The 21,763-nt window shown below is 62.4% G+C and carries 18 protein-coding genes; 7 read left to right on the top strand and 11 right to left on the bottom strand.

Going from position 1 to position 21,763, the window contains the following annotated elements; all coding sequences use genetic code 11:
* Positions 1 to 119 precede the first annotated feature (119 nt).
* The 7 genes from IVB46_RS05495 to IVB46_RS05465 all read right to left on the bottom strand — a co-directional run bounded on the left by IVB46_RS05495 (position 120) and on the right by IVB46_RS05465 (position 8,820).
* Positions 120 to 1,088: an ABC transporter ATP-binding protein gene (locus IVB46_RS05495; protein ID WP_247302913.1), complete on the bottom strand. Its 969-nt coding sequence runs from the start codon at positions 1,086 to 1,088 to the stop codon at positions 120 to 122.
* Entirely contained in the window at positions 1,057 to 2,100 is a 1,044-nt protein-coding gene (locus IVB46_RS05490) for an ABC transporter ATP-binding protein (protein WP_247302911.1), read from the bottom strand. Before IVB46_RS05490 ends, IVB46_RS05495 begins: the two co-directional genes overlap by 32 nt.
* Complete coding sequence (locus IVB46_RS05485) at positions 2,097 to 2,933, bottom strand: ABC transporter permease (protein ID WP_247302909.1); 837 nt, start codon at positions 2,931 to 2,933, stop codon at positions 2,097 to 2,099. Before IVB46_RS05485 ends, IVB46_RS05490 begins: the two co-directional genes overlap by 4 nt.
* On the bottom strand, positions 2,930 to 3,937 hold the full coding sequence (locus tag IVB46_RS05480; RefSeq protein WP_247302907.1) for an ABC transporter permease: 1,008 nt from the start codon (positions 3,935 to 3,937) through the stop codon (positions 2,930 to 2,932). Before IVB46_RS05480 ends, IVB46_RS05485 begins: the two co-directional genes overlap by 4 nt.
* The gene (locus IVB46_RS05475; RefSeq protein ID WP_247342228.1) at positions 3,934 to 5,529 is read right to left on the bottom strand and encodes an ABC transporter substrate-binding protein; all 1,596 of its coding nucleotides are present in this window, start codon (positions 5,527 to 5,529) and stop codon (positions 3,934 to 3,936) included. The genes IVB46_RS05480 and IVB46_RS05475 overlap by 4 nt, the downstream gene beginning before the upstream one ends.
* 210 nt (positions 5,530 to 5,739) lie before the next feature.
* On the bottom strand, positions 5,740 to 7,395 hold the full coding sequence (locus IVB46_RS05470) for an ABC transporter substrate-binding protein (protein ID WP_247302902.1): 1,656 nt from the start codon (positions 7,393 to 7,395) through the stop codon (positions 5,740 to 5,742).
* Between the two features lie 498 nt (positions 7,396 to 7,893).
* Positions 7,894 to 8,820 (bottom strand): LysR substrate-binding domain-containing protein, encoded by a 927-nt coding sequence (locus IVB46_RS05465; RefSeq protein WP_247302900.1) that lies wholly within the window; start codon positions 8,818 to 8,820, stop codon positions 7,894 to 7,896.
* 90 nt (positions 8,821 to 8,910) lie between these two features.
* On the opposite strand from IVB46_RS05465, the gene IVB46_RS05460 reads away from it, so the two are divergent.
* The 5 genes from IVB46_RS05460 (at position 8,911) to IVB46_RS05440 (ending at position 15,094) form a co-directional block, all read left to right on the top strand.
* Complete coding sequence (locus IVB46_RS05460) at positions 8,911 to 10,065, top strand: Xaa-Pro peptidase family protein (protein WP_247302899.1); 1,155 nt, start codon at positions 8,911 to 8,913, stop codon at positions 10,063 to 10,065.
* Positions 10,066 to 10,109: 44 nt separating this feature from the next.
* Positions 10,110 to 11,171 carry an ABC transporter ATP-binding protein gene (locus IVB46_RS05455; RefSeq protein ID WP_247302897.1) on the top strand — a complete coding sequence of 354 codons (1,062 nt, stop codon included), beginning with the start codon at positions 10,110 to 10,112 and terminating at the stop codon, positions 11,169 to 11,171.
* Complete coding sequence (locus IVB46_RS05450) at positions 11,161 to 12,261, top strand: polyamine ABC transporter substrate-binding protein (protein ID WP_247302895.1); 1,101 nt, start codon at positions 11,161 to 11,163, stop codon at positions 12,259 to 12,261. Before IVB46_RS05455 ends, IVB46_RS05450 begins: the two co-directional genes overlap by 11 nt.
* 10 nt (positions 12,262 to 12,271) lie before the next feature.
* Positions 12,272 to 13,972 carry an ABC transporter permease subunit gene (locus IVB46_RS05445; RefSeq protein WP_247302893.1) on the top strand — a complete coding sequence of 567 codons (1,701 nt, stop codon included), beginning with the start codon at positions 12,272 to 12,274 and terminating at the stop codon, positions 13,970 to 13,972.
* Between the two features lie 267 nt (positions 13,973 to 14,239).
* The gene (locus tag IVB46_RS05440) at positions 14,240 to 15,094 is read left to right on the top strand and encodes a MetQ/NlpA family ABC transporter substrate-binding protein (protein ID WP_346016113.1); all 855 of its coding nucleotides are present in this window, start codon (positions 14,240 to 14,242) and stop codon (positions 15,092 to 15,094) included.
* Between the two features lie 65 nt (positions 15,095 to 15,159).
* Here the strand turns inward: IVB46_RS05440 and IVB46_RS05435 are convergent, their stop codons facing one another.
* The 4 genes from IVB46_RS05435 to IVB46_RS05420 form a co-directional block, all read right to left on the bottom strand.
* Entirely contained in the window at positions 15,160 to 15,564 is a 405-nt protein-coding gene (locus IVB46_RS05435; RefSeq protein WP_247302890.1) for a DOPA 4,5-dioxygenase family protein, read from the bottom strand.
* 116 nt (positions 15,565 to 15,680) lie between these two features.
* On the bottom strand, positions 15,681 to 16,496 hold the full coding sequence (gene epsC / locus IVB46_RS05430; protein ID WP_247302887.1) for a serine O-acetyltransferase EpsC: 816 nt from the start codon (positions 16,494 to 16,496) through the stop codon (positions 15,681 to 15,683).
* A 23-nt stretch (positions 16,497 to 16,519) separates the two neighbouring features.
* Positions 16,520 to 17,722, bottom strand: coding sequence for an acyl-CoA dehydrogenase family protein (locus IVB46_RS05425; protein ID WP_247302886.1), 1,203 nt, complete (start codon positions 17,720 to 17,722; stop codon positions 16,520 to 16,522).
* Between the two features lie 252 nt (positions 17,723 to 17,974).
* The gene (locus IVB46_RS05420) at positions 17,975 to 18,763 is read right to left on the bottom strand and encodes an HAD-IIB family hydrolase (RefSeq protein WP_247302885.1); all 789 of its coding nucleotides are present in this window, start codon (positions 18,761 to 18,763) and stop codon (positions 17,975 to 17,977) included.
* Between the two features lie 316 nt (positions 18,764 to 19,079).
* On the opposite strand from IVB46_RS05420, the gene IVB46_RS05415 reads away from it, so the two are divergent.
* Complete coding sequence (locus IVB46_RS05415) at positions 19,080 to 20,006, top strand: TauD/TfdA family dioxygenase (RefSeq protein WP_247342223.1); 927 nt, start codon at positions 19,080 to 19,082, stop codon at positions 20,004 to 20,006.
* 81 nt (positions 20,007 to 20,087) lie between these two features.
* The gene (locus tag IVB46_RS05410; RefSeq protein ID WP_247302880.1) at positions 20,088 to 21,755 is read left to right on the top strand and encodes an ABC transporter substrate-binding protein; all 1,668 of its coding nucleotides are present in this window, start codon (positions 20,088 to 20,090) and stop codon (positions 21,753 to 21,755) included.
* Positions 21,756 to 21,763 lie beyond the last annotated feature (8 nt).

The following is a 21,763-nucleotide window of genomic DNA, read 5'->3' as shown; positions in this document are numbered from 1 at the left end:
ACGAATTCTTCAGAACGACATTTTCCGATCGGCGGCATACAGGACAATTCTTTGCAAGCGTGCTGAGGCGCCTCGACAGGGTCAGCCTTCGTTGGCGGTATTGCGTTAGGAGCGGAGCGTTACGGGAAGAAGCACGCCACGGCGTGTCCAGTCGCAACAGTCTCCAGGGCCGGGGTTTCGCCTCGGCAAATTTCTCGCGCGCGCGGACATCGTGCCTGGAAGGCGCATCCGGCCGGCACTGCATAGGGGCTGGGAACGTCGCCCTGCACCGGTCTCGGCCCGGGGCTCGCCTTGCGCGTCTCGATGCGGGGCACGGCGTCGAGCAGCGCGCGGGTGTAGGGATGCGCGGGTCGCGCGAACAGGTCACCGCGCGGCGCGATTTCGACGATACGTCCGAGATACATCACCGCGACCCGGTCCGCGAGAAATTCCACGACGGCAAGATCGTGACTGATGAAGAGATAGGAGACGCCGAGCTCGTCGCGCAAATCGGCGAGCAAATTGAGGATTTGCGCCTGGATCGAGACGTCGAGCGCGGAAACCGGTTCGTCGCAGATGATCAGATCGGGCTTGGGCGCGAGGGCGCGGGCGATGCCGATGCGCTGGCGCTGACCGCCGGAAAACTCGTGCGGATAGCGCGCCGCGGCCGCCGCCGGCAATCCGACGAGGTCGAGCAACTCGAGGACCCGAGCCCTGATCTCCTTGCGATTGCCGAACCGATGGACGCGGAGAGGATCAGCGATGATGTCGCCGACGCGCTGGCGCGGGTTCAGCGATCCGAACGGATCCTGAAAGATCATCTGCACGGCGCGCCGGTACGGCAGGCGCGCCGAACGGCCAAGCGGCACCAGATCGATGCCCTCGAGCCTGACCGCGCCGCTGCTTGGCGGGACGATGCCCATGATCGCGCGTCCGAGCGTCGACTTCCCGCAGCCGGATTCGCCGACCAGCGCCAGCGTTTCGCCGGACGCAACCGTCAGCGAGACGTCGTTGACGGCCTGCAGCCGGCCACGGGAAGTGGTGAAGGCAATCGACAGGTGCTCGATCGCGAGCAGATCAGTTGCTCTCGTAGGCGACTTCTGCAGCACCGGAGACATCCTTGGGGGGCACGCCGCGCCTCTCGTCGGCAACGACGTGACAGGAGAGCGTGAGCGGTTCGAAGGGGATCGGTAGCGGGCGCGAAACCCGGCAGCGCGCTTCGACGGATGGGCAACGCGGCGCGAACGCGCAGCCGTCCGGCCAGGCGCCGAGCGCCGGCACCGCCCCCTGAATGGCAGCAAGACGGCTCTGGCGGCTGTTCTCGCGGCCGAGGCGGGGGCGCGCTGCAAGCAGGCCTCGCGTGTAGGGATGAGCCGGCGCGGTGATGAGCGTATCGACCGGCTGCTCTTCGACCTTGCGGCCCGCATACATCACCAGAACCCGGTCCGCTATGTTGGCGACAACGCCAAGATCATGGGTGATGAGAATGAGCGCCATCTGCCGCTCGCGCTGGATTTCGAGCAGCAGATCGAGGATCTGTGCCTGGATGGTGACATCAAGCGCGGTCGTGGGTTCGTCTGCGATCAGTAGCAGCGGATCGCACGCGAGCGCCATCGCGATCATGGCGCGCTGGCGCAGGCCTCCGGAGAGCTGGTGCGGATAGTCGTGAACGCGCCGGTGCGGATCCGGCACGTGGGTCAATGCCAGAAGTTCGACGGCGCGCTTTCCCGCGGCTGCGAACGAGATGGAGGAGTGGCTGGTCAGCACCTCGGCGATCTGCAATCCGATCGGCAGGACCGGGTTGAATGCCGCCATCGCATCCTGAAAGATGAAACCGATACGGTTGCCGCGGATATGGCGCAGCTCCCTGTCGGGAAGTGCGATGAGGTCCGAGCCGTCGAAAAGCGCCTTTCCGCGGACCTCCCAATCGCGCTTCGGCAGCAGGCCGAGCAAGGACAGCATGCTGATGCTCTTGCCGCACCCGGACTCGCCGACGATCGCCAGGGTCTCGCCGCGCGCGATCGCGAAGGAAAGGTCGGCGACCGCGGGCAGCACTGCCCTTCCGCGCCGCAGCGCGATGTCCAGGTTCGTGACCTCAAGCAGATGGGAGGGCGTGGTCACGGTCGTAGCCTTGGGTTGAGCGCATGATTGAGCGCATCGCCGAGAAGGTTCAGCGCCAGCACCGTGATCATGATCGCGAGGCCCGGGATCGCGGTCTGGTACCAGGCCGTGCGCAAGGCGTCCCGGCCGGCGCCGATCATCGTGCCCCAACTCACATGGTTGGGATCGCCCAGGCCGAGGAAGGAGAGACCTGCTTCGGACAGGATCGCGGTCGCCACCAGGATGGAGGCGGCGACGATGACCGGGGTCAGTGCGTTGGGCACGACGTGAAACAGCACGATGCGCCAGTCCGACATGCCCATGCCGATCAGCGCCTGTACGAAATCGCGGTTGCGCAGGGCCAGCACCTCCGCGCGCGTCAGCCGCGCGATGCCCGGCCAGGCGGTGATACCGAGGGCCAGGATGATGGTGTAGATCGACGGGTTGAGAACCGCGACCATGACGATGGCGAGCAGGAAAGCCGGCATGGTCTGGAACAGTTCGGTGACCCGCATGATCAGGTCGTCCATCCATCCGCCGTAGTAACCCGCAATCGCGCCCAGGCTGACGCCGATCGCCAAGGCGATCGCGGCTGCGACGGCTCCAACCATCAGCGAGACGGAGGCGCCGTGGAACAAGCCTGCGGTCAGGTCGCGACCCATCAGATCGGTGCCGAGTGGAAACTCCGGGTCGCTACCCGGCCAGATGAAAGGCGAAGCAACCATGTCCGAGGGATCGCCGGGATAGAGGAGGGGGGCCAGCGTCGCTGTAGCGAGGACACCGATGATCACGAGACTTCCCGCGATGCCAGCCGGCGAGGACAGGACCGCACGGACGACGGATGTCGAGCTCATGCCCCCACCTCGATGCGCGGATCGAGCCAAGCGTAGAGGATGTCGACGACGAGATTGACGGCGACGACGACGAAGGAACTCAAGAGCATGATCGAGAGCAGAAGGTTGAGGTCGCGGTTGCTGACCGCCTCGAAGGCGAGCCTGCCCATGCCCGGCCAGGCGAAGACTGTTTCGACGACGACCGAGCCGCCAAGCAGGGTGCCGGCCTGGAGGCCGATCATCGTCACCAGCGGCAGCAGTGCATTACGAAAACCGTGCCGGAAGATGATGCGGCGGTCGCGCAGGCCTTTGGCCCGAGCCGTCCGTATGTAGTCCTGGCTCATGGCCTCGATCATCGAGGCCTTGGTCATCCGGGCATAGATGGCCATGAAGAACAGGGCGAGCGTCGTTGCAGGCAGGACGAGATGGTGCAGCCTGTCAGCGAGCAGTGCCGCGCCTTGCAGAGGCACCTTTGTCACCTCCTGCATGCCCCCGGTCGGAAGCCATTGCAGATAGACACCGAAGAACACGATCAGCATCAGTCCGACCCAGAACAACGGGGCCGAGTAGGCCAGCGTCGCCAGGATCGAAACGACGCTGTCGATCACGCCGCCCGGCCGTCGCGCCGCCAGCAGGCCGAGAGCCGTTCCGAGGATCACGGCGATGACGAGGCTGGTCGCGGCAAGCAGCATCGTGCCGCCAAGCCGGGCGGTGATGAGCTCCGTCACCGGAATGCCGTAGCGGTGCGAGAAGCCGAAATCCAGCGTCGCAACGTTCTTCAGATAGGTCCAGAGCTGAAGCAGGACCGGCAGGTCGAGGCCAAAGGCCTTGCGCAGCTCCTGGACATAGCCCGCATCCGCCGCAGCTCCACCCTGTTCACTGGCGACCACATCGGCGAGATCGCCCGGAGCCAGTTGCAGCAGGAAGAAGTTGAAGGCGATGATTCCCAGAATCAGCGGGATCGCGAGTAAAACCCGGCGCGCGACATATCGCAACAGCGATCGAGATTGGCCAGCAGAGCTCATTCGGGAGCGAAATAGACGTTGGCGAAATTGTCGGCGCGCTGGTTGGGTGTGTTGGTCAGGCCGTGCAGACGCTTGTCGTAGACCGAGAACCAGTCGATCTCGAACAGCGGGATCAGCGGCAGGTCGCGCTGCACGATGCGTTGCAGCGTATTGTAATCCTCGACGCGCTTCTGCGGGTCGATCTGGGTCTGGGCGTCCTCGACCGCAGCGTCCAGCTCGTCGTTCTGGTAGCCGGAGACGGCGACCCAGGAGGTGCCGGGCATGCGCGCTTTCGACCAGAAACGTGTTTCGATTCCCATTTGCGGATCCGCACCCGCGCCGCCCCAGGAGCTGATCAGGTCGAAATTGTAGTCGGTGAAGACGCTCTTCAGCCAGGTGGTCAGATCCTGGCTACCGAGCGTGACGTCGATACCGACGCGGCGGAGTGACTGGCGGACAAATTCGCCGGTGCGGCGGTAGTCGTCGCCGTAGGGAATGAAGTCGTGAGTCAGCTTGAAGCGCCAGCCACCGTCCTTGCGCGGAAAGCCCGCCTCGTCCAGGAGCTGTTCGGCCTTTTTCGGATCGAACGGATATTGCTGCAAGCCCTCGCCGAGATGGAACGGCCTGAGCGATGAAGGGATCGGACTGACGGCGACCTTGCCGTAACCGCCCCACACCGTTTTGAGCAGCAGGTTGCGGTCGATCGCCTGGGCGATCGCTTGGCGTACCTTGAGATGCTGCAAATATTGGTTCTTCAGGTTCGGCTCGAGCCAGAACCAGGTCGGCGAAAACTCGTAGCCGCGCGTGTCGACGACGAACCGGCCGTCCTTCTTGAGCCGATCGGCATCGGCAAAGGTGATCGGGTGTTGCTGGCCGAATTGCACGGCGCCGGTCTCGAACGCGGCGGCGCGGCCGGCAGCGTCCGGGATGATCTTGAAGACGATACGATCGAGATAGGGCTTGCCGGCGTCCCAATAGTTGGGATTACGGTCGAGCGCGATATGGCTGCCGCGCACATATTCCTTGAACACGAAGGGACCGGTTCCGATCGGCTTGGCATTCCATGGATTGGAACGAACATCCGTTCCTTCATAGAGATGCTTGGGCAGCAGCCACAGCGCCTGGGCGTTGAGATTGCGATAGATCACCGGCGTCGGTTTCGACAAGGTCAAGATGACCGTCTGCTCGTCCGGCGTCTCCACCTTAGACAAGGCTTGGAAGATACGCTTGCCGGTCGAGGAGTATTTCAGCAACCCTTCCTCGATCGAAAACTTGACGTCAGCCGAGGTGAAGGGATGGCCGTCATGCCAGGTCACGCCTTTACGCAGCTTGAAGGTCAGCGTCAGTCCGTCCTTCGAGAAGTCCCAGCTTTCCGCGAGCTGGGGTTTGAGGCTGCCGTCCAGTGCGTAGTCGACGAGGCCGTCGTTGATCTTGGTTGCGACCAGCACGATCGGCGTGGCCGTGTTCAGGAGCGGCGAGAGAATCGGGGGCTCCGGATGAACGATCGAATTCAGCGTGCCGCCACGGATCGGCGTCTCCTTTTCCTCCGCTGAGGTCGGACCCGACGTCGCCAGCACCGCGGCAAGCGTCAACACACTCATCATCCTGATCATCTAACGCTCTCTCGAATTGCTTGCGCTGCCGCGCTTTGGATTTGCGCAGTGCGCGATAGCGGAAGGTTACGTGTCGCTATCGGAGACCGTCAAGGAAACGGTCTTTCAAATGAAGCGCAGACCCGGCTGTGCTATGCCTTCGCGAGCACCGTCAGTAGCTTTTTCATTTTTCTACTCGCGGGCTTGAACAAAGCTGCTGCGCCGTTTCGTTCAGGCCCGAATGAAGGTGTTTGCAAGCGTGCTCTGGAGGCCGTCCGCGTTGACGGTGTGATCGTGCACGCGCTTGTTGTAGACGGTGAAAACCTGTTGAGCGACCAGATCGAGGCCCGGCAGCTCACGGGCGAGGATACGCTGGACCTCGGCATAGATCTCGATCCGCTTCGCATCGTCGACTTCCAGCGCGCCTGCGTCGAACAGCCGGTCGACTTCGTCGTTCTGATAGTGCGCTCCATTGGAAAATGGCACGCCGGGCTTGAAGCCCTTCGACGAATAATAGGTTTGCAGGCGCGACGGGTCGGTGCCGTTGATGAGCCACGCATAGGTGAAATCGAAGTCGCGATCGGTGTAGACGCGTTTGACGTAAGTGCCGAATTCCTGCGCGCGAACCGTCACGGCAATGCCGACCTTGCCGAGTGACTGGCGGATATAGGCGGCCACGTTGCGGAAGCTCTCGGTCGAGGGCAGTGGATCGAGCGTCAGGCCGAAGCGCACGCCATTGCCGGCGCGTGGAAGGCCGGCCTCGTCGAGCAGCCGCTCGGCCGCCGCGGGGTCGAAGCGATAAACGGGAACATCGCGCGCGGCATAGCGGCCCAGCGACTTCGTGATCGGGCTGGTGGCGATCGTGCCGTATCCATTCCAGCCGAACCGCAGCACCGCTTCGCGATCGATCGCATGCGCAATGGCTTGGCGTACCGGGAGTTGCTTCAGATATTGATTGTCCAGATTGAAGATGAGGGTCGTCCAGTCGCCTGCCGCCTCGTATCCGCGCGTCTCGATCCCGATCTGAGGAAATGTCTTGAAGCGGTCCAGGTCGGCCAGGGGGATCGGAGTGTTGTAGCCGATATCGCCTTCGCCAGTCTCCAGCGCGATCGCGATCGCCGCCATATCAGGTACGATGCGCACGATGATGCCGTCGAGATAGGGCTTGGGTTGGTCCCAGTAGTTGGGATTCCCTTCCAGCCGGATGAAGCTGCCGTGAACCCATTCCTTGAAGAGAAATGGCCCGGTGCCGATCGGCTTGGCATTGACCGGGTTGTTGAAATAGTCCGTGCCGTCGTAGAGATGCTTTGGGACGATCGCTGTCTCGGTTCCCGAGAACGCGGTAAGCAGCGCGGGGCTGGCCTGCGACAATACGATCGTCACGGTGTACGGGTCTGGCGTGCGAACCTCGGTCAGGTTTCGAAAGTTGCCGCGGCCAGTTGGGTGGATCTCGGCGGCCAGTCGAATCGAGAACGCGACATCCTCGGAGGTAAAGTCCCGTCCGTCGTGCCACTTTACGCCCTGGCGCAATGTGAAAGTGAATTCCCGCTTGTCCGGGCTGACCTGCCATGCCGTTGCCAAATGCGGCTGCGGATTGAGAGAGAAATCGTAGGTGAGCAGACCTTCGATAATCTTGCCGCTGACGAGCTTCGATGGACCGGAGGCGTTACCCGCCGATATCACCGCGGGCGGGTCCTGGCGCAGCAGGATTTTCAGGGTGCCGCCACGCTGCGGACCCTCCGCCTGACCAAACGCAGTCGATGCGCCGAAAGCTCCCTTGGCAAAAGCTGCCGCGGCCACTGCGCCGCCAATGAATGGTCGGCGCCCAATACCGGAAGGCTGTGATCCTGTCATTCTATAGTCCCCCAACACCGTGCCGTGCGGCACCGGACGGGCTCACGCGCGCGAAAATGCGAGACCATCCGCCAAATTGCTCGCGTTGGAGAAGTTGTATGCCGTGAAGACATGTAATGTTGCCGCTAGGTTCAGGCGGCTCCGATCACGATCGTGCCGGCTCGCATACTCTTCGACCGCTTTCGCCATCCAGCAGACGACAAAGCTCCGGGCAGTGCCGGTTCTCCGGCTTCACCGACATATCAACGTTGATTCTTCCGAGCCTCTACTCACCCTCGTGCTTGACTTCGTAAAGCGTGGAGGATGCCGAAGGCAGTGTCAACGGAACGCCTGGAATAAGAGCAATGCTGCTGCAAACACGAGCGAGCGCAGCACGATGTTCGCAAAATCAACTGCATGCGATAATTTCATTTTCGATCCGCCTTGGGTCTCTCGCAATCTCGGCATGCTCGTTGAAAAGCCGGATGCCAAATCGCGAATGTCGGCGGTCGTGACGAAGGATCTCGTTCGGAAAAGATGCGATTAAGACGACTAGCGCTTTGACAGCGGCCGCGTCCGGGCGGTCGGGTCGCGCGTGTCTCGCAGCCACGCTATAAGATGGTAGAGAGCTCGCGGCACTTCGCGGTCGTCGCGTGTGCAAAGATAGTAGTCCTCACCGCTTCCCACGCCGAGATCCGAAAGAACCAACAGATTTCCCGCGGTAATCTCCTGCTCAAGCAGCAATGGCCGGGTCAAGGCGATACCGAGGCCATTGAGCATCGCCGCCCGGGTCAGCATTCCGTCTTCGCACACCATGCCGGTCAGAGGTGTCGTCGTGGCAATCCCGGCCTTGGCGAGCCATCTAGCCCACTGTTCTGTTGAGCCATCGTGCACCAGCGGTGCGGCCAGGAAATCCGCCGGGCGCCGGAACTGTCCATAACGCTTTAGAAGAGCTGGACTGCAAACAGGAAAAGCGGTGCCCGACAACAGCTTTTCGCTATTGTAGCCGTGCCAGTTGCCGTCTCCGAAACGCAGAGACAGATCGGCTGCGTCGCTGGAATAGTTGCGGTACCGGGTATACTGCACCTGGATATCGACACCGGGATGCCGTGTCAGAAAGCCAGCCAGACGTGGCATCAGCCAACCCGTCGCCAGCAGCGGCAGGGCGCTGATTGTGATGCGCCGCTGCAACTTGCTCTGGCGCAGCTGCGTCGTTGATGTCAGCAACAGGCTGAAAGCCGGGCTTACCGCTTCGAAGTAGCGACGCCCGTCCGCGGTCAGGGCCAACCGTCGTCCCTGGCGCTCCGTCAGCTGGATCTTCAGGAAAGTTTGTAGCGCACTGAGTTGGTGGCTGACGGCCGATGGCGTGATTCCGAGTTCATCCGCCGCAGCCGCAACATCGCCTAGCCGCGCAAAGCTTTCGAAGCTGCGCAGGGCGATGAACGGGAGGCGGCGGTCCAGGAACTGAATAGAATTCATATGTCAAAGATTAATCCATTCATTTCGCATTGCGCAATCATCTAGTCTCAATTCGGCAAGCATCATTCCGGATGCCAGTTGGATTTGACGATGGCTCTGCATTTCACGCGAGACGAATACCGCACCCGCATCGACCGTACGATCGCCCGGATGCGTGAACTGGGACTGCAGGGATTGTTGCTATTCCGGCAGGAGAGCATGTACTGGCTGACCGGTTACGATACGGCGGGCTACTCGCAATTCCAGTGCCTGTGGCTCGGGGTCGATGGCGACATGGTGCTGCTGACCCGTTCGTCCGACATCCTGCAGGCGCGGCTGACGTCGATCATTGCGGATGTGCGTGTATGGGTGGATGCCGCTGGCGCCAACCCTGCTGAGACGCTGCTCCAGACGGTGGCCGATCGTGTCCGGCCTGCTGATCGCATCGGTGTCGAATATGCTTCCGCCTCGCTCAATGCACAGCGTGGCAAGCTGCTGGATGCAGCGTTCGCCGGCCACGCCGTGTTGGAGGACGCATCCGAGCTCGTCGCTGGCTTACGCGTGGTGAAGTCGCCGGCCGAACTTGTCTATGTCCGCGAAGCCGGCCGCCTGGCGGACGCCGCGTGGCGTGCCGCATCCGCTGCCTGCATCCCGGGTAATTCGGAATCAGCAATCGTTGCAGAGCTCTATGGCACGATCATTCGGCAGGGAGGTGACCCGGCGGCGGGTCGTTTCGTCTGCGGCGCTGGTGAGAACGCGCTGCTGTGCCGCTACTTTACCGGCAAGGGCACCATTGCGCCGGTCGATCAGGTGAACATCGAGTTCGCCGCGGCTTATCGCCACTACCACGTCGCGCTGATGCGCACCGCGGTCACGGGCGCGGCCTCACCGGTGCAGCGGCGGATGCATGCGGCCAATGTGGAGGCCCTGGAAACCTGCCGGCAGAAGTTGCGTCCTGGCTTCACGTATGGCGACCTGTTCGACGCGCATGCCAGCGTGCTGGACCGCCACGGGTTTCGGAATGCGCGATTGAACGCATGCGGCTATAGCCTTGGAGCCGCTTATCCGCCCACCTGGATGGAATGGCCGATGGTCTATACCGGCAACCCTGTGCCGCTGGAGGCCGGCATGGTCGTGTTCCTGCACATGATTCAGCTTGATGCCGCAACGCGGCTGGCGATGTGCCTCGGTGAGACATTCATCGTCACTGACAATGAACCCGAACGGTTATCCGCGTTGGATCACGACCTGCCGGTCAGCGGCTGAACGGCTCGAGCATGGCAACGGGGGCTGCAGTCGAGATTCAGGCGTTGGCAAAGCGCTTCGGCGACGTGGTCGCGCTCGACGATGTGTCGCTGGACGTGCGCCCCGGTGAGTTTCTGGCGCTGCTCGGACCCTCCGGGTCCGGCAAGACGACAGTGCTGATGACGATCGCGGGCTTCGAGCGCCCGGATACCGGCCGCATCCTGATCGGAGGGCGTGAGATCAGCGGACTGCCGCCGCACCGCCGCGACATCGGGATGGTGTTCCAGCGCTACGCGCTGTTTCCCCACATGACGGTGGCGGAAAACCTGGCTTATCCGCTGCGTCGCCGCGGCGTGGGGCGGTCCGAAATCATCGCGCGCGTCGAGGAGATTTTGCAGCTGATCAAGCTCGATGGGCTTGGCGGTCGGGGGGTGGATCAGCTCTCGGGCGGCCAGCAGCAAAGGGTCGCGCTCGGCCGGGCGCTGATCTTCCGCCCTTCCGTGCTGCTGATGGACGAGCCGATGAGCGCGCTGGACAAGAAGCTGCGCCAGCACATGCAGATGGAGCTGAAGCTGCTGCATCGTGCTCTGGGGACCACCATCATCCTGGTGACGCATGACCAGGAGGAAGCTCTTTCAATGGCGGATCGTGTCGCCCTGCTGGATAAGGGGCGCTTGCGCCAGCTCGGCACGCCGGTCGATCTGTACAGAAATCCAGCCGATGCGTTCGTGGCGGATTTCATCGGACGCACCAATTTCCTGCCCTTGGCGGAAGCCGATCCGGCGCGGGTCGCGGGATTTGCCACCGTCCTGGGGCCGGCTCTGGCGGCGGACGGCCGGCGTACGGCCGGGCGCTGTTGTGCCGGAGTGCGGCCTGAACATATCGAGATCCTTGCACCGGATGCGGACGGCGAAGCCTGCCGGGTGATCGAGGTCGCGTTCGGCGGAGCCTCGCAATCCGTGCTGGTGGAGGCTGCCGGACATCGCATCACGGTCGATATGCCGGCCGGTCCGCGGCTTTGGCAGACGGGCGAGATAGCGCGCCTGCGTTTTCACCCGGGCATGGTTCGCCTCTTCGATGCCCGCTCTCATCCCTCCATCCTCAGGAACACAAACAATGACGATTGATTTGACGCGCCGCCACCTGCTCGCCGCCACGGCTCTCGCCGCGAGCGGTCTCGCTCGCCCCGCGATTGCGCAGACCAGTCTGCGAGGAAGCGGTTCCGTCGTCGTGTACGACGGCGGTGGCAGCATGGGAGCGGCCCAGCGCAAGGCATTTTCCGAACCGTTCGAAGCCGAAACCGGCATCAAGGTGATTCACCAGCCTGGCGTGAACGCCGGCGTTCAGCGCGCCGCGATTTTGGCCGGAGCGCCAAAGCATGATGTCACCAACATCTCCGGCGGCGCATTGGGGGCCTTCGATCAGGACGGGCTGCTGCTGCCGCTGGACTACGCGCTCTGGTCGGAGAAGGATCGTGCCGGTTTCGATGTGGTGGCCGCGAGCCGTACCTATGCGCCGGCCATGCTCTATTCGATGCTGATCGCCTATGACGAGAAGCGTCACGCTGCGCAGGCGCCGCAGAGCTGGGCCGACATCTGGGATGTGCGCACGTTCCCGGGCAAGCGCACGCTGGCGGCCGGGACGAATGCCGCAGATGGCGCCACCTACGAGATCGCACTGCTGGCCGATGGTGTACCGCCTGAGAGTCTCTATCCCATCGATTGGCCGCGAGCGCTCAAGAGCCTCGATCGGTTGCGCGCTGACGTGGTGAAATTTTGGAGTAACGGCGCGGAGTCCGTGCAGTTGCAGGTGGACAAGCAAGCCAGCCTCGGCAGCGCGTGGAACGGGCGGATCGATGGCGCGAATGATCAGGGGGCCAGCATCGGCAAGAGCTGGAACCAGGGCATCTTGCAATGGTCCGCCTGGGCGATCCCGAAAGGCACGGCCAATGTGGAGAATGCGCAGAAGTACATCGCCTTTATGAGCCGTCCCGAACCGCAGGCACGGTTTTCAGAGCTGATCACCTACGGACCGACAAATTCGCTGGCGTTTAACCATATTCCGGCGGAGCGCGCGAAATTGCTGCCGACCGCGCCGGCGGTGAAGGGCAAACAGATCGTGCAGGACTATACGTTCTGGAACGCCACGGACGGCACGGGACAGACCGGGTTGCGCCGCGCCGTCGCCGAATGGGAACGCTGGGTGGCTACGCGCTGAAGGCTGCGTGATGGCAGGCATCGCGACACGGAGGCTCGGCCTCCTGCTACCGGTGTTGGTCGTTCTCGCCATCGGCTACCTGGCGCCGATGGCCGCCATCGCCTGGACCAGCCTGCACAGAGCCGGGCATCTGAGTCTGGGTGCCTATGTCGAGGTCCTATCCTCTCTCACGTTCCTCCGGATATTGCTGCGGACCTTGTCGATCGCCGGCATCGTCACGGCGATCTGCGTGGTGGCAGGCTATCTGCTGGCCCACTGGGCCGCCACGCGGGCGCGTAGCTGGGCAAGGTCGGTCATGGCGCTGGTGATGGTGCCCTATCTGACCAGCGTGCTGATCCGCTCCTATGCCTGGATCGTCATCCTGGGCGGTGACGGGCTGATCAATCACACATTGCTGGCGCTGGGGCTGATAGAGACTCCGCTGCCGCTGGTGTTCAGCAGCACGGGCAGCATCATTGGCATGGTGCATATTCTGCTGCCGTTGGCCGTGCTCCCGATCTATGCGGGCATGCGGCAAATCGCACCGTCGCTGCTTCTGGCGGCGCAAAGCCTGGGCGGCGGAGCCGTCAGCGTGTTCGTCACCGTGTTCCTTCCATTGTCGATACCGGGCGTTGTCGCGGGTGCTGCGCTGGTGTTTCTCAGCGCGGTCGGCTTCTACATCACGCCTGCATTGCTCGGCGCGCCCGGGAATTACCTCATGGCTCAGGCCATCGAGGTCCGCGTCTCGTCGTTGGCGGAGTTCGATGTTGCCGCCGCCTTGGCGTGGTTGCTGTTGCTTCTGGTTGGAAGTGGCCTGGTCGTCTTTCGCCGGCAGATCGTGCCGTTGCCCGAGGAGAATGCGTCGGGCAACTCACAGCACCGTCGTGCGGGAATAGGCTTGGGATTGTCCGCACCGAGGCTCTTGATTGAGCTCGCGGAGGCCGGGGCATGGGTACTGGCGCGGTTTCTGCCGGTTGCAGCGATCGCTTTGCTTGTCTTTCTGCTGGCGCCGATGGTCGTCGTGCTCTTGATCGCCTTCAGTAATGCCCCTTATCTCACATTCCCTCCGCCCGGCTATTCCTGGCGTTGGGTGCAGGCCTTTGTCCACGACGGGCAATGGCTCGATTCCCTGTGGTTCAGCCTGCGCGTTGCGGGAGCGGCGGCGTTGACCTGCCTCGCTATCGGCACGCCCTATGCGCTTGCGTTGACCCGAGGCCGTTTCCGGGGGCGGCGGCTGCTGTGGCTGCTCGCAGTGTCGCCGATGATTTTGCCGCATATCATCATCGGTCTCGGGTTCTTCTTCGCCGCGGTCGCTATCGGCATGAACGGCCGGGCCGCCAGCTTCTGGCTGGCGTACACGGTGATCGGCCTGCCCTACGTGGTGATCATCCTCGTATCGGCGTTGGGTCGGTTCGACACCAACCTGGAACGTGCGGCGGTGAACCTGGGAGCATCGCCGCTGACCGCCCTTGCGACGATCACCGTGCCGATCCTGGCGGCGTCTTTTGCCGGCGCGTTTCTTTTTGCCTTCCTTGCCGGCTTTGACGACCTCATCATCAGCCTGTTCCTGAGCACGCCGCGCGGCACCACCATCGCCATTCGCATATGGGAAGACATTCGCCTGGAAATCAGCCCGAAGACGGCAGTGATTGGCTTGTTCCAGGTGGGCGTGTTGCTGATCGGCCTGGCTGGCATGACCATCATACGCCACGTGCGCCGCCCGAAAGGCTGAAGTCTTCCGAGACGGCAACTCGAAATTGATACGATGAGTCTCAGCGTGACACGCGGCATTTGAACGGGGTCCAGCGACCAACGAGCCGGGACGCTCACCAGATCTAGCAGAACGAAATAGAACGAAAGGATGCCGCTGCCCAGACATTTGCAGGCGAGGGCTTCTTTCGCGGGCGCGTCGAACTTTGGTTTACCGTTTCATTGTGCAGAGACGAATTCATCCGCATGATCGCCGTCTCTCTTCAAGAAATACACGGCAGGCTCAATCATGAATTCGTCGATCTTCGTTCCCAATGCTCGCGCTCTCGCCCGTAAATTGATGCTCGCGTGCGCAATCCTCGGATGCACCGCGACCGGGGTCCTTGCAGCGTCGCTTTCGGTCGGGGTCGCGACAATGCCGACGAACGGAGCGCTCGACATCGTCGTCGCCAAGGCGAAGGAGCAGGGGCTCGACGTCAAGATCGTCGAGTTCAGCGACTGGTCCACGCCCAACATCGCCGTCTCCCACGGCGATCTCGATCTGAATTACTTTCAGCATCAGCCGTTTCTCGAAGATTCGATCCAGAAGGCAGGCTACAAGATCGTCGCGGTCGGTCTCGGCTATTCCACGACGAACGGCATCTATTCCAAGAAGATCAAGAGTCTCGCCGAGTTGAAGGACAATGCGACGATCGCTATCGCCAACGACGTCATCAATACGGGCCGGGCCTTGTCGCTGTTGCAGGAGGCCGGTCAGCTCAAGCTCAAGCCGGAGGTCGGCTACCGTGCCACGATCGCAGACATCGTGGAGAATCCCAGGAAGCTGAAAATCGTTCAGGTGGATGGTCCGCAGATCTCCCGCGCATTGGACGACGTCGACGCAGCCGTGACCTATCCCGCCTTCGCCAAGCTGGGCGGTCTAGATCCCAACACCCCGATTGTCCTGGAGAAGCCGAACGATCTCTATGCGCTGCGTTTCGTCGCCCGTCCCGACCGCGTCAAGGATCCGCGGATCGCGCAGTTCATCCAGATCTATCAGACGACACCCGAAGTCAAGCAGATCCTCAAGACATATTATGGCAACGTCATTTCGTTCCCGTGGGAGAGCGAGCAGTCGCCGGTCTCGGCTGCAGCCACGCGCTAGTCGATGGAACGCCCACCCCGCATCGCTCCGCGTTGAGGCGTCGGGCTTGCTCGTGGCCACGGTCATCAAGGAGCCATGGTCGGCTGCGTGTTCGGGGTAATCTCGGACACCGGCTCGGCCCGCTCTGATAGAGGTTCAGCGTTGAGCGCGAGTATCTCGCCCAGCCACATCGCATGGGTCACGTGGTCGGATCGCGGATGTCCCGTGTCGGGATGGATGAGCACGGCCAGGCCGCGCCGGTTGATCATGAGCCAGGGCACAAATCGCGGAAATTCAGCGACCGCGAACGCTACCTGATACATTGGTCTGGTATGCGGTCCGACCAGCCGATCATGCCAGCGCCCGAGCAGAACCGGCAAGCGCTGGGCAATCTGCTCGCGCAGGATCTCGGCGGCGTGACGCTGCTCGGGGCCGTCGAAATAGACATGGGCGTGGTAGCTCTTAATCGTCGCGAGCGGTTGAACGGTCATGGCGGCGCGGACTTTCCTTTCAGACGACATGCACGGAGTGCTGCTCTTCGGCGTGACGAGACGCTCGAAACCATAACCGCTTGGTGCCGCTCAGGCCAGACTGACAGCCTCGCCGTTCAGCCCGGCAAGCCCTGGTCCATCGCGAAGGCCGGAATATCTTCGCTGGCCGTTCCGACCGCGATCGAGGGGACGCCGACAACCGTGGACCGCGCCGCGACCGAATTGATTACCAGGCTTCCGGCCCCCACCTTCGCAGCGGCACCGACTTCGATGTCGCCGAGAATGGTCGCGCCGGCGGCCAGGAGCACGCCCTCGCGGATATGCGCGTGTCGCCGGCCTGCGCGCTTGCCGGTGCCGCCGATCGTGACCTCGTGGAGCATCGAGATGTTGTTCTCGAGCACGGCCGTTTCTCCGATCACCACGCCGAAGCCATGGTCGATGAAGATGCCGGTTCCGATCGAGGCCGCCGGATGAATATCGATCGAAAATCGTCTTGATGCGATGCTCTGGAATAGCAACGCCATGTCGCGCTTGCCGTGGGCCCAGAGATGATGTGCCGCGCGGTAGGTCTGCAGAGCGCGAAATCCGGGGTAGAACAGAAATGGTCTCAACACGCCGTCTGCAGCCGGGTCGCGCTCGACAATGGCGGCGAGATCGAGCGCAGCCGCCAGCGCGATATCGTCGTCGTCCTCGACTATCTGCGCAATTGTGGTCGACAGAAAGGATGGCGGCAAAGGCGGATCGGCGAGGCTGCCGACGATGCAGGCCGTCAAAGCGTCTTCGAAACGGGCATGTGCGCAGACATGCTTGTCTACGAGGACCGAGAGTGCGTGCTCGGTGCGAGCCAGTTCGGCCGCTTCAATCTGCAGGGATCGCCAGATGGCGTGGATCGTAGCGGATTTGTCGTCGACAGCACGCAGGCGATGATGCAATTGCGCCTCCCGGAGGTGCCTTTTCACGTGTAGAGCGGGTCCGGGGTGATCGTCCCGTTGATCGCGAAGTTGCCGACCTCTCGCGCCTTGTAGGCGACGGGATCGTGCAGCGTGTGGGTTCGAACATTGCGCCAGAAGCGATCGAAGCCGAATCGGGCCGAAGTCGATCGTGCACCCATCAGCTCGAAGACGCGCGAGGTGACGTCGAGTGCGACACGCGTGCTGTTGACCTTGGCGGCATAGACCACGGCAGCTGCTGCCGAGCGCTGCTCCGACGTCAGAGAGGCGCCGCGTAAAAGAGCGCTCTCGATTTCGGCGGCCGCCTGTTCCGCCAGCGCGATGCTCGCGCGGACGTCGGATTGCAGATTGCCGTAGAGTTCGAGGACGTAGGGATCGTCGCTGGCACGCTCGACGCCGGACGTCTGCCACGGCTTGCCCTGCCTACGCACGTACTCTGCAGCCTCCGTGAGCGCGCCTTCGGCGGTCCCCAGATAAAAATTCACGAACAACAATTGATGGATCGGAACCACCAAATTGACCAGCGCGGGCAACGGCTCGTCCGGCTTTGGCGGGAACGTGCCCAGAATGTCGTCGCGATCGACGCGCACATTGTGGAATTCGATGCTGCCGCTTTCGGTCAATCTCTGACCGAACGCGTCCCAGTCGTTGCCGTGCACGGTTCCTTCGCTTTGGCCGGGGAGGGCGATCAAGACGATCGCCTCGCCGAATGCCGCGCGCAGCGTGATCCGGTCGGCCAACGATGCGTTCGACGCAAAGGTCTTACGGCCATTGAGGCGGAATCCATCGCCGTCAGCGGTGAGGACCGTGAGCGCGTCGCGGGGATTCGACGCTCCGCCCCAGAACCATTGTTGCGCGACCGACTGCCGGACCAGCCGATTGCGTTGCTCCGCGCCGGAACGCCAGAACGCGCTATGCGAGAGAAGATAGTGATAGCTCAAAATCTGCGCGATTGAAGTATCGGCGCGAGCAAACACTCGCACCACCCGAAAGGCATCCGCGAATGTGGCGCCGCCGCCTCCAGCCTCGACCGGGTTTAGCAATGTCAAAAGGCCGGCGTCCCGCAGCCAGGACAGCTCAGCCCGTGGGGACGCAGCAGCTTGCTCGCGTGCGACCGCCGTCTCACGAAGGCGACGTGCCACCTGTTCGGCGACCGAAAGCCAATCGATCGTGGTAGGGGTCGCGCGATGGAGAGAGGCATGAATCATGAAGGTCGAAATCTTCCGGGAGAGACGAGCATTATCCAATGCACGCTATTGCGTGTTCATCCTGAGGGTCAATTTTCTATTTTGAACATGCGGTAGGCAAAAATTCGAAACAGTCGCGACCCGGAAGAATGCCGTGCTGGACAACATGCGCGCGCCAGTGTTCTGCCCTAGATTGATGCAAAAGTGACGTCCTACGCTGACGCCATCGATCGCATAGCGCATCGACGGATGCCGGCTCTTGCCTTTGCAGATCTATAGGCCGTTTCGCGATGCAATCACCGCGTTGGCCGCTTCGATAAAGCCGGCACCGCCTGGCCCCTCTGTAATCCAGGCTGGAGGCATAGGAATGTCCTTGAGGTAGCGCACCACGGTGCTGACGCCCACAGTATGGCGGAAGAAGTCGAACATCGGTGCATCGTTGGTAGAGTCCCCGATATAGAGAACGTCGTCGCGTTCACGGGCGATATCGATGCCGTAGACGTCAGCAAAAACGCGTTTGGTCATCAAGAGCTTATCGTAACCTCCGAGCCAGCCGAGCACCCAGAGATTGTTCACGGTGACGTTGGCGCCGCCATCGCGCAATGCGGCAACGATGGCCTCGCGTGTGGTCGATCTGTCGGGCTGGACGAATGCTACACTTGTCAGGCGAAACGGCTGGTCTTCTGCAAGGGTTGCGCCGGAAACGGCCGCGCGAACTTGCGTACCGATTTCGGCGAGCCGATCCGCGACTGATTGCAGATGCTCCACCGGATGCCAGAAGCTGCGCTCCAGTCCTTCGTCATGATCGCGGCGCCGGAAGAAGAATCCTCCATTCTCGCCAATGACGCCGTCGACGGGCCACATCCGTGCCATCTGATCGCACCAGCCGGCGGGGGCGGCAGTCACCGGAATGACCCTCACTCCAGCCTGTTGCAGCCGCTCGAGTGCCAAATAGGTCTGTGCCCCAAGACGTCCACCGAAAGTGAGCGTCTCGTCCATGTCGGTCAGAACGAAGCGGACTCTGCGGAATGCCGAACGATCTGCTTTGGACAGTGATTGCATGGGACCTGACGCGAGCGAAGGAAGGCCCCCTTAGTTTCACGTCGCGTTGAGCGATGCAAGCTGCGGAGGGGGCACATCACTTCTCCTGTCCGGAGCGGCGGAGCATCGGAACGACGGCGACTTTGTCGCGATCTCATGTCCCTTGGCGGATCAGAGTGTAGGACAAATTGTTCGCGTCCTTCGTCACGAAAATATGGATCCGATGCTGATCGACGCTGCGCGACGAGAGTTTACTTATTTTCCGGGCGAGCTTGACTTGATGTCTATGCGGCTCGACGATTTCGCGCTCGTTGCAGATTTATGGGAGGACCGCGGGATGGCCATTGTGTTGGAGAAGCCTGTTGCAGAGACGACAGAGCCACATCAGAATCTCTCCATTCGCCGCTACAAGCCGCTGATCGGTGCGGTGATCGAGAATGTCGATCTGACGACACCGCTCAGCGATCGTAACAGGCAGGATCTGAATCGTGCACTGGTCGAGCACGGCGTTATCTTCATCCGCAATCAGGCATTGAACGATGCCCAGCATGTCGAGCTCGCGAGCATCTTCGGCAAGCCGATCCGCAAGAACATCTACCTCCCGTCGGTGAGCGCGTTTCCCGAGATCGAGGTCATTGCGCACGATGAGCACACGAAGTCGGGCGGCACCGACAATTGGCACGTTGACGTCTCCTGGCAGCGCGAGCCGCCCAAGGCGACGGTGTTGCACATCAAGCAGGTTCCAGCCGGCAGCGCCGGGGACACGATCTGGGCCTCGTCGTCGGCGGCCTATGATCTGCTCGATCCCGATCTCGCCCGCTATTTCGAGAAGCTGACTGCGGTCAACACTTTCGTGGCTTCGCCGAAGAAGGCCGCGCTGTCGGATCTCCTCTCGGGCTATGCGGCGGGACATCGGGAGACGGCCGAGGAGGGGTTGGCGCGAGTCCACGAGGCCAATTCGAGGTTTCCGCCGATCGAAGTCCCCGTCGTCAAGACGCATCCGGAAACCGGCCGCAAACTCATCTTCGTCAACGAGGCGCACACCAGCCATCTGCTCGGAGTGTCCAAGACCGCGAGCCAGAGCCTGCTGAACTACCTCTACGACCTGATCAAGACGCCTGAAATCCAGGCCCGTTTCGAGTGGCAGGAGGGTGACGTCGCGATCTGGGACAACAGGCAGGTCCAGCACTACGCGCTTCGCGACTATGGCAAGGCTCCCCGCCGTATTCATCGCGTCACGCTGGAATATGATGGCGTGTTCTAGGCGGCGGCCCTGAGAGAAGCCGGCGCGCCTGCGGGCGCAGTCGTGCGTTTGTCAATTCCCTGTTTTCTGGAGTCCTGTTGGATGAAGTCGTTCGCTTATGTTTCCGCATTGTCGATTGGCGAGCGGACGCGGCGCATGCGCGTCGCCGCGCTCGGCATGGTCTTTGCCGCGGGCCTCTGCCGGGCAATTGCTCCTGCGCATGCGGCGGAGGACAACAAGCGCGGCGGCATCATCCGCTACGGTCATTATCAGGAGCCGGGTTGCCTTTATGCCGGCTGGGTGCAGGCCGGCTACATCCAGCGCCAATATGCCGACAATCTGGTGGCGCGCGCGCATGATGGTCGCATCGTGCCGTGGCTCGCGACGGATTGGACGATCTCGGAGGACAATCTCACCTACGTCTTCAAGATCAAGCCTGGCGTGACCTTCCACGACGGCACTGTCCTCGATGCCAAGGCGATCGTCACCAATTTCGACCGCTGGCTGTCGAACGATCCCGACAAGGTCAATCGCAATGGAAAGCTCTATATCGGCGAATATATCCGCAGCGTCACCGCGCCGGAGCCTCTGACCCTGAAGATCGAGCTGAGCCGGCCGTATCAGCCGTTTCTGACCGTGCTGTCGACCTACTTCTTCGGCATCCTGTCGCCCACCGCGCTTGAACTTGGACCGCAAGCCTTGTGCGAAAAGCCGGTCGGCTCGGGGCCCTTTTACGTCGAGGCCTGGAACCGCGGCCAGAACGTGATCCTCAAGCGCAATCCGAACTACAATTCCGCGCCGGCCACGGCGAAGCACCAGGGGCCGGCCTATGTTGACGGTATCGTCTGGAAATTCCTGAAGGACAACACCGTGCGCTACGGCTCGCTGGCGAACGGGGAGTCCGACGCGATCTACGATGTTCCGGCGGTGGATTGGGCGGAGGCGCAGAAGCGCTTCACCGTCATCCAGGACATCACCGGCGGAACGCCGACGCGGCTCCAGCTCAACACAGCCCGTCCGCCGTTCGACGATGTCCGGGTGCGGCGCGCCTTCGCGGAGGTGTCCGAGCGTGGCAAGGCGGTCGAGGTGGCCTTTCACGGCTCGATCCCGTTCAACGGCAACGGCGCGCTTAGCATCAGCACGCCGGAACATCTCAAGGAACTTGCCGGCTCCTACGCCTATGATCCCGATGCCGCCAACCGCCTGCTCGACGAAGCCGGCTGGACGGACCGGACCCGCGACGGCATCCGCACCAAAGACGGCAAGCGGCTGACGGTGCGGTTGCTCTATGCCGGCGGCTCGCTGATCTCGAGCGACGGCATCGTGGTGCTCCAGATATTGCAGGACCAGGCGCGCGCCGCCGGTTTCGACGTTGTGCTGAAGCCGATCCCGCAGGCGGATTGGTTCGCCGGCAAAGGGCGCGGAATCGACGACTACGAAGCGCAGCCGGCCTATTGGGTGGCATCTTCGGCCGAGATCCTGAAAATCTCCTGGCGACCGGATCAGAACGGGGTCGTCAACGCCAACAATGCCTCGCGTTTCCAGCCGCCGGAGCTCTGGAATCTGGTCGAGCAGGCGGACCGGACCTTTGACGACAAGGCGCGCCTTCCGCTCTACGAGGCTGCTCAACGTATCATCGTCGACAATGCTGCGGTGGTGGGATTGTTTCCGCTGACCGTGTCGATCGCGAGCCAGCGCAAGCTCAGGGATGTCTGGATCTCGAGCCCTGTCAGCGAGCCGGTGTTTCACGACGCGTATTTCGAGAAATGAGCGCGAGC

This window comes from Bradyrhizobium sp. 61, from assembly GCF_023073075.1.
GTDB classification, from domain to species: Bacteria; Pseudomonadota; Alphaproteobacteria; order Rhizobiales; family Xanthobacteraceae; genus Bradyrhizobium; species Bradyrhizobium barranii.
Note: the sequence above shows the minus strand (reverse complement) of the source record. Positions and strands in the feature narration are given on the sequence as shown.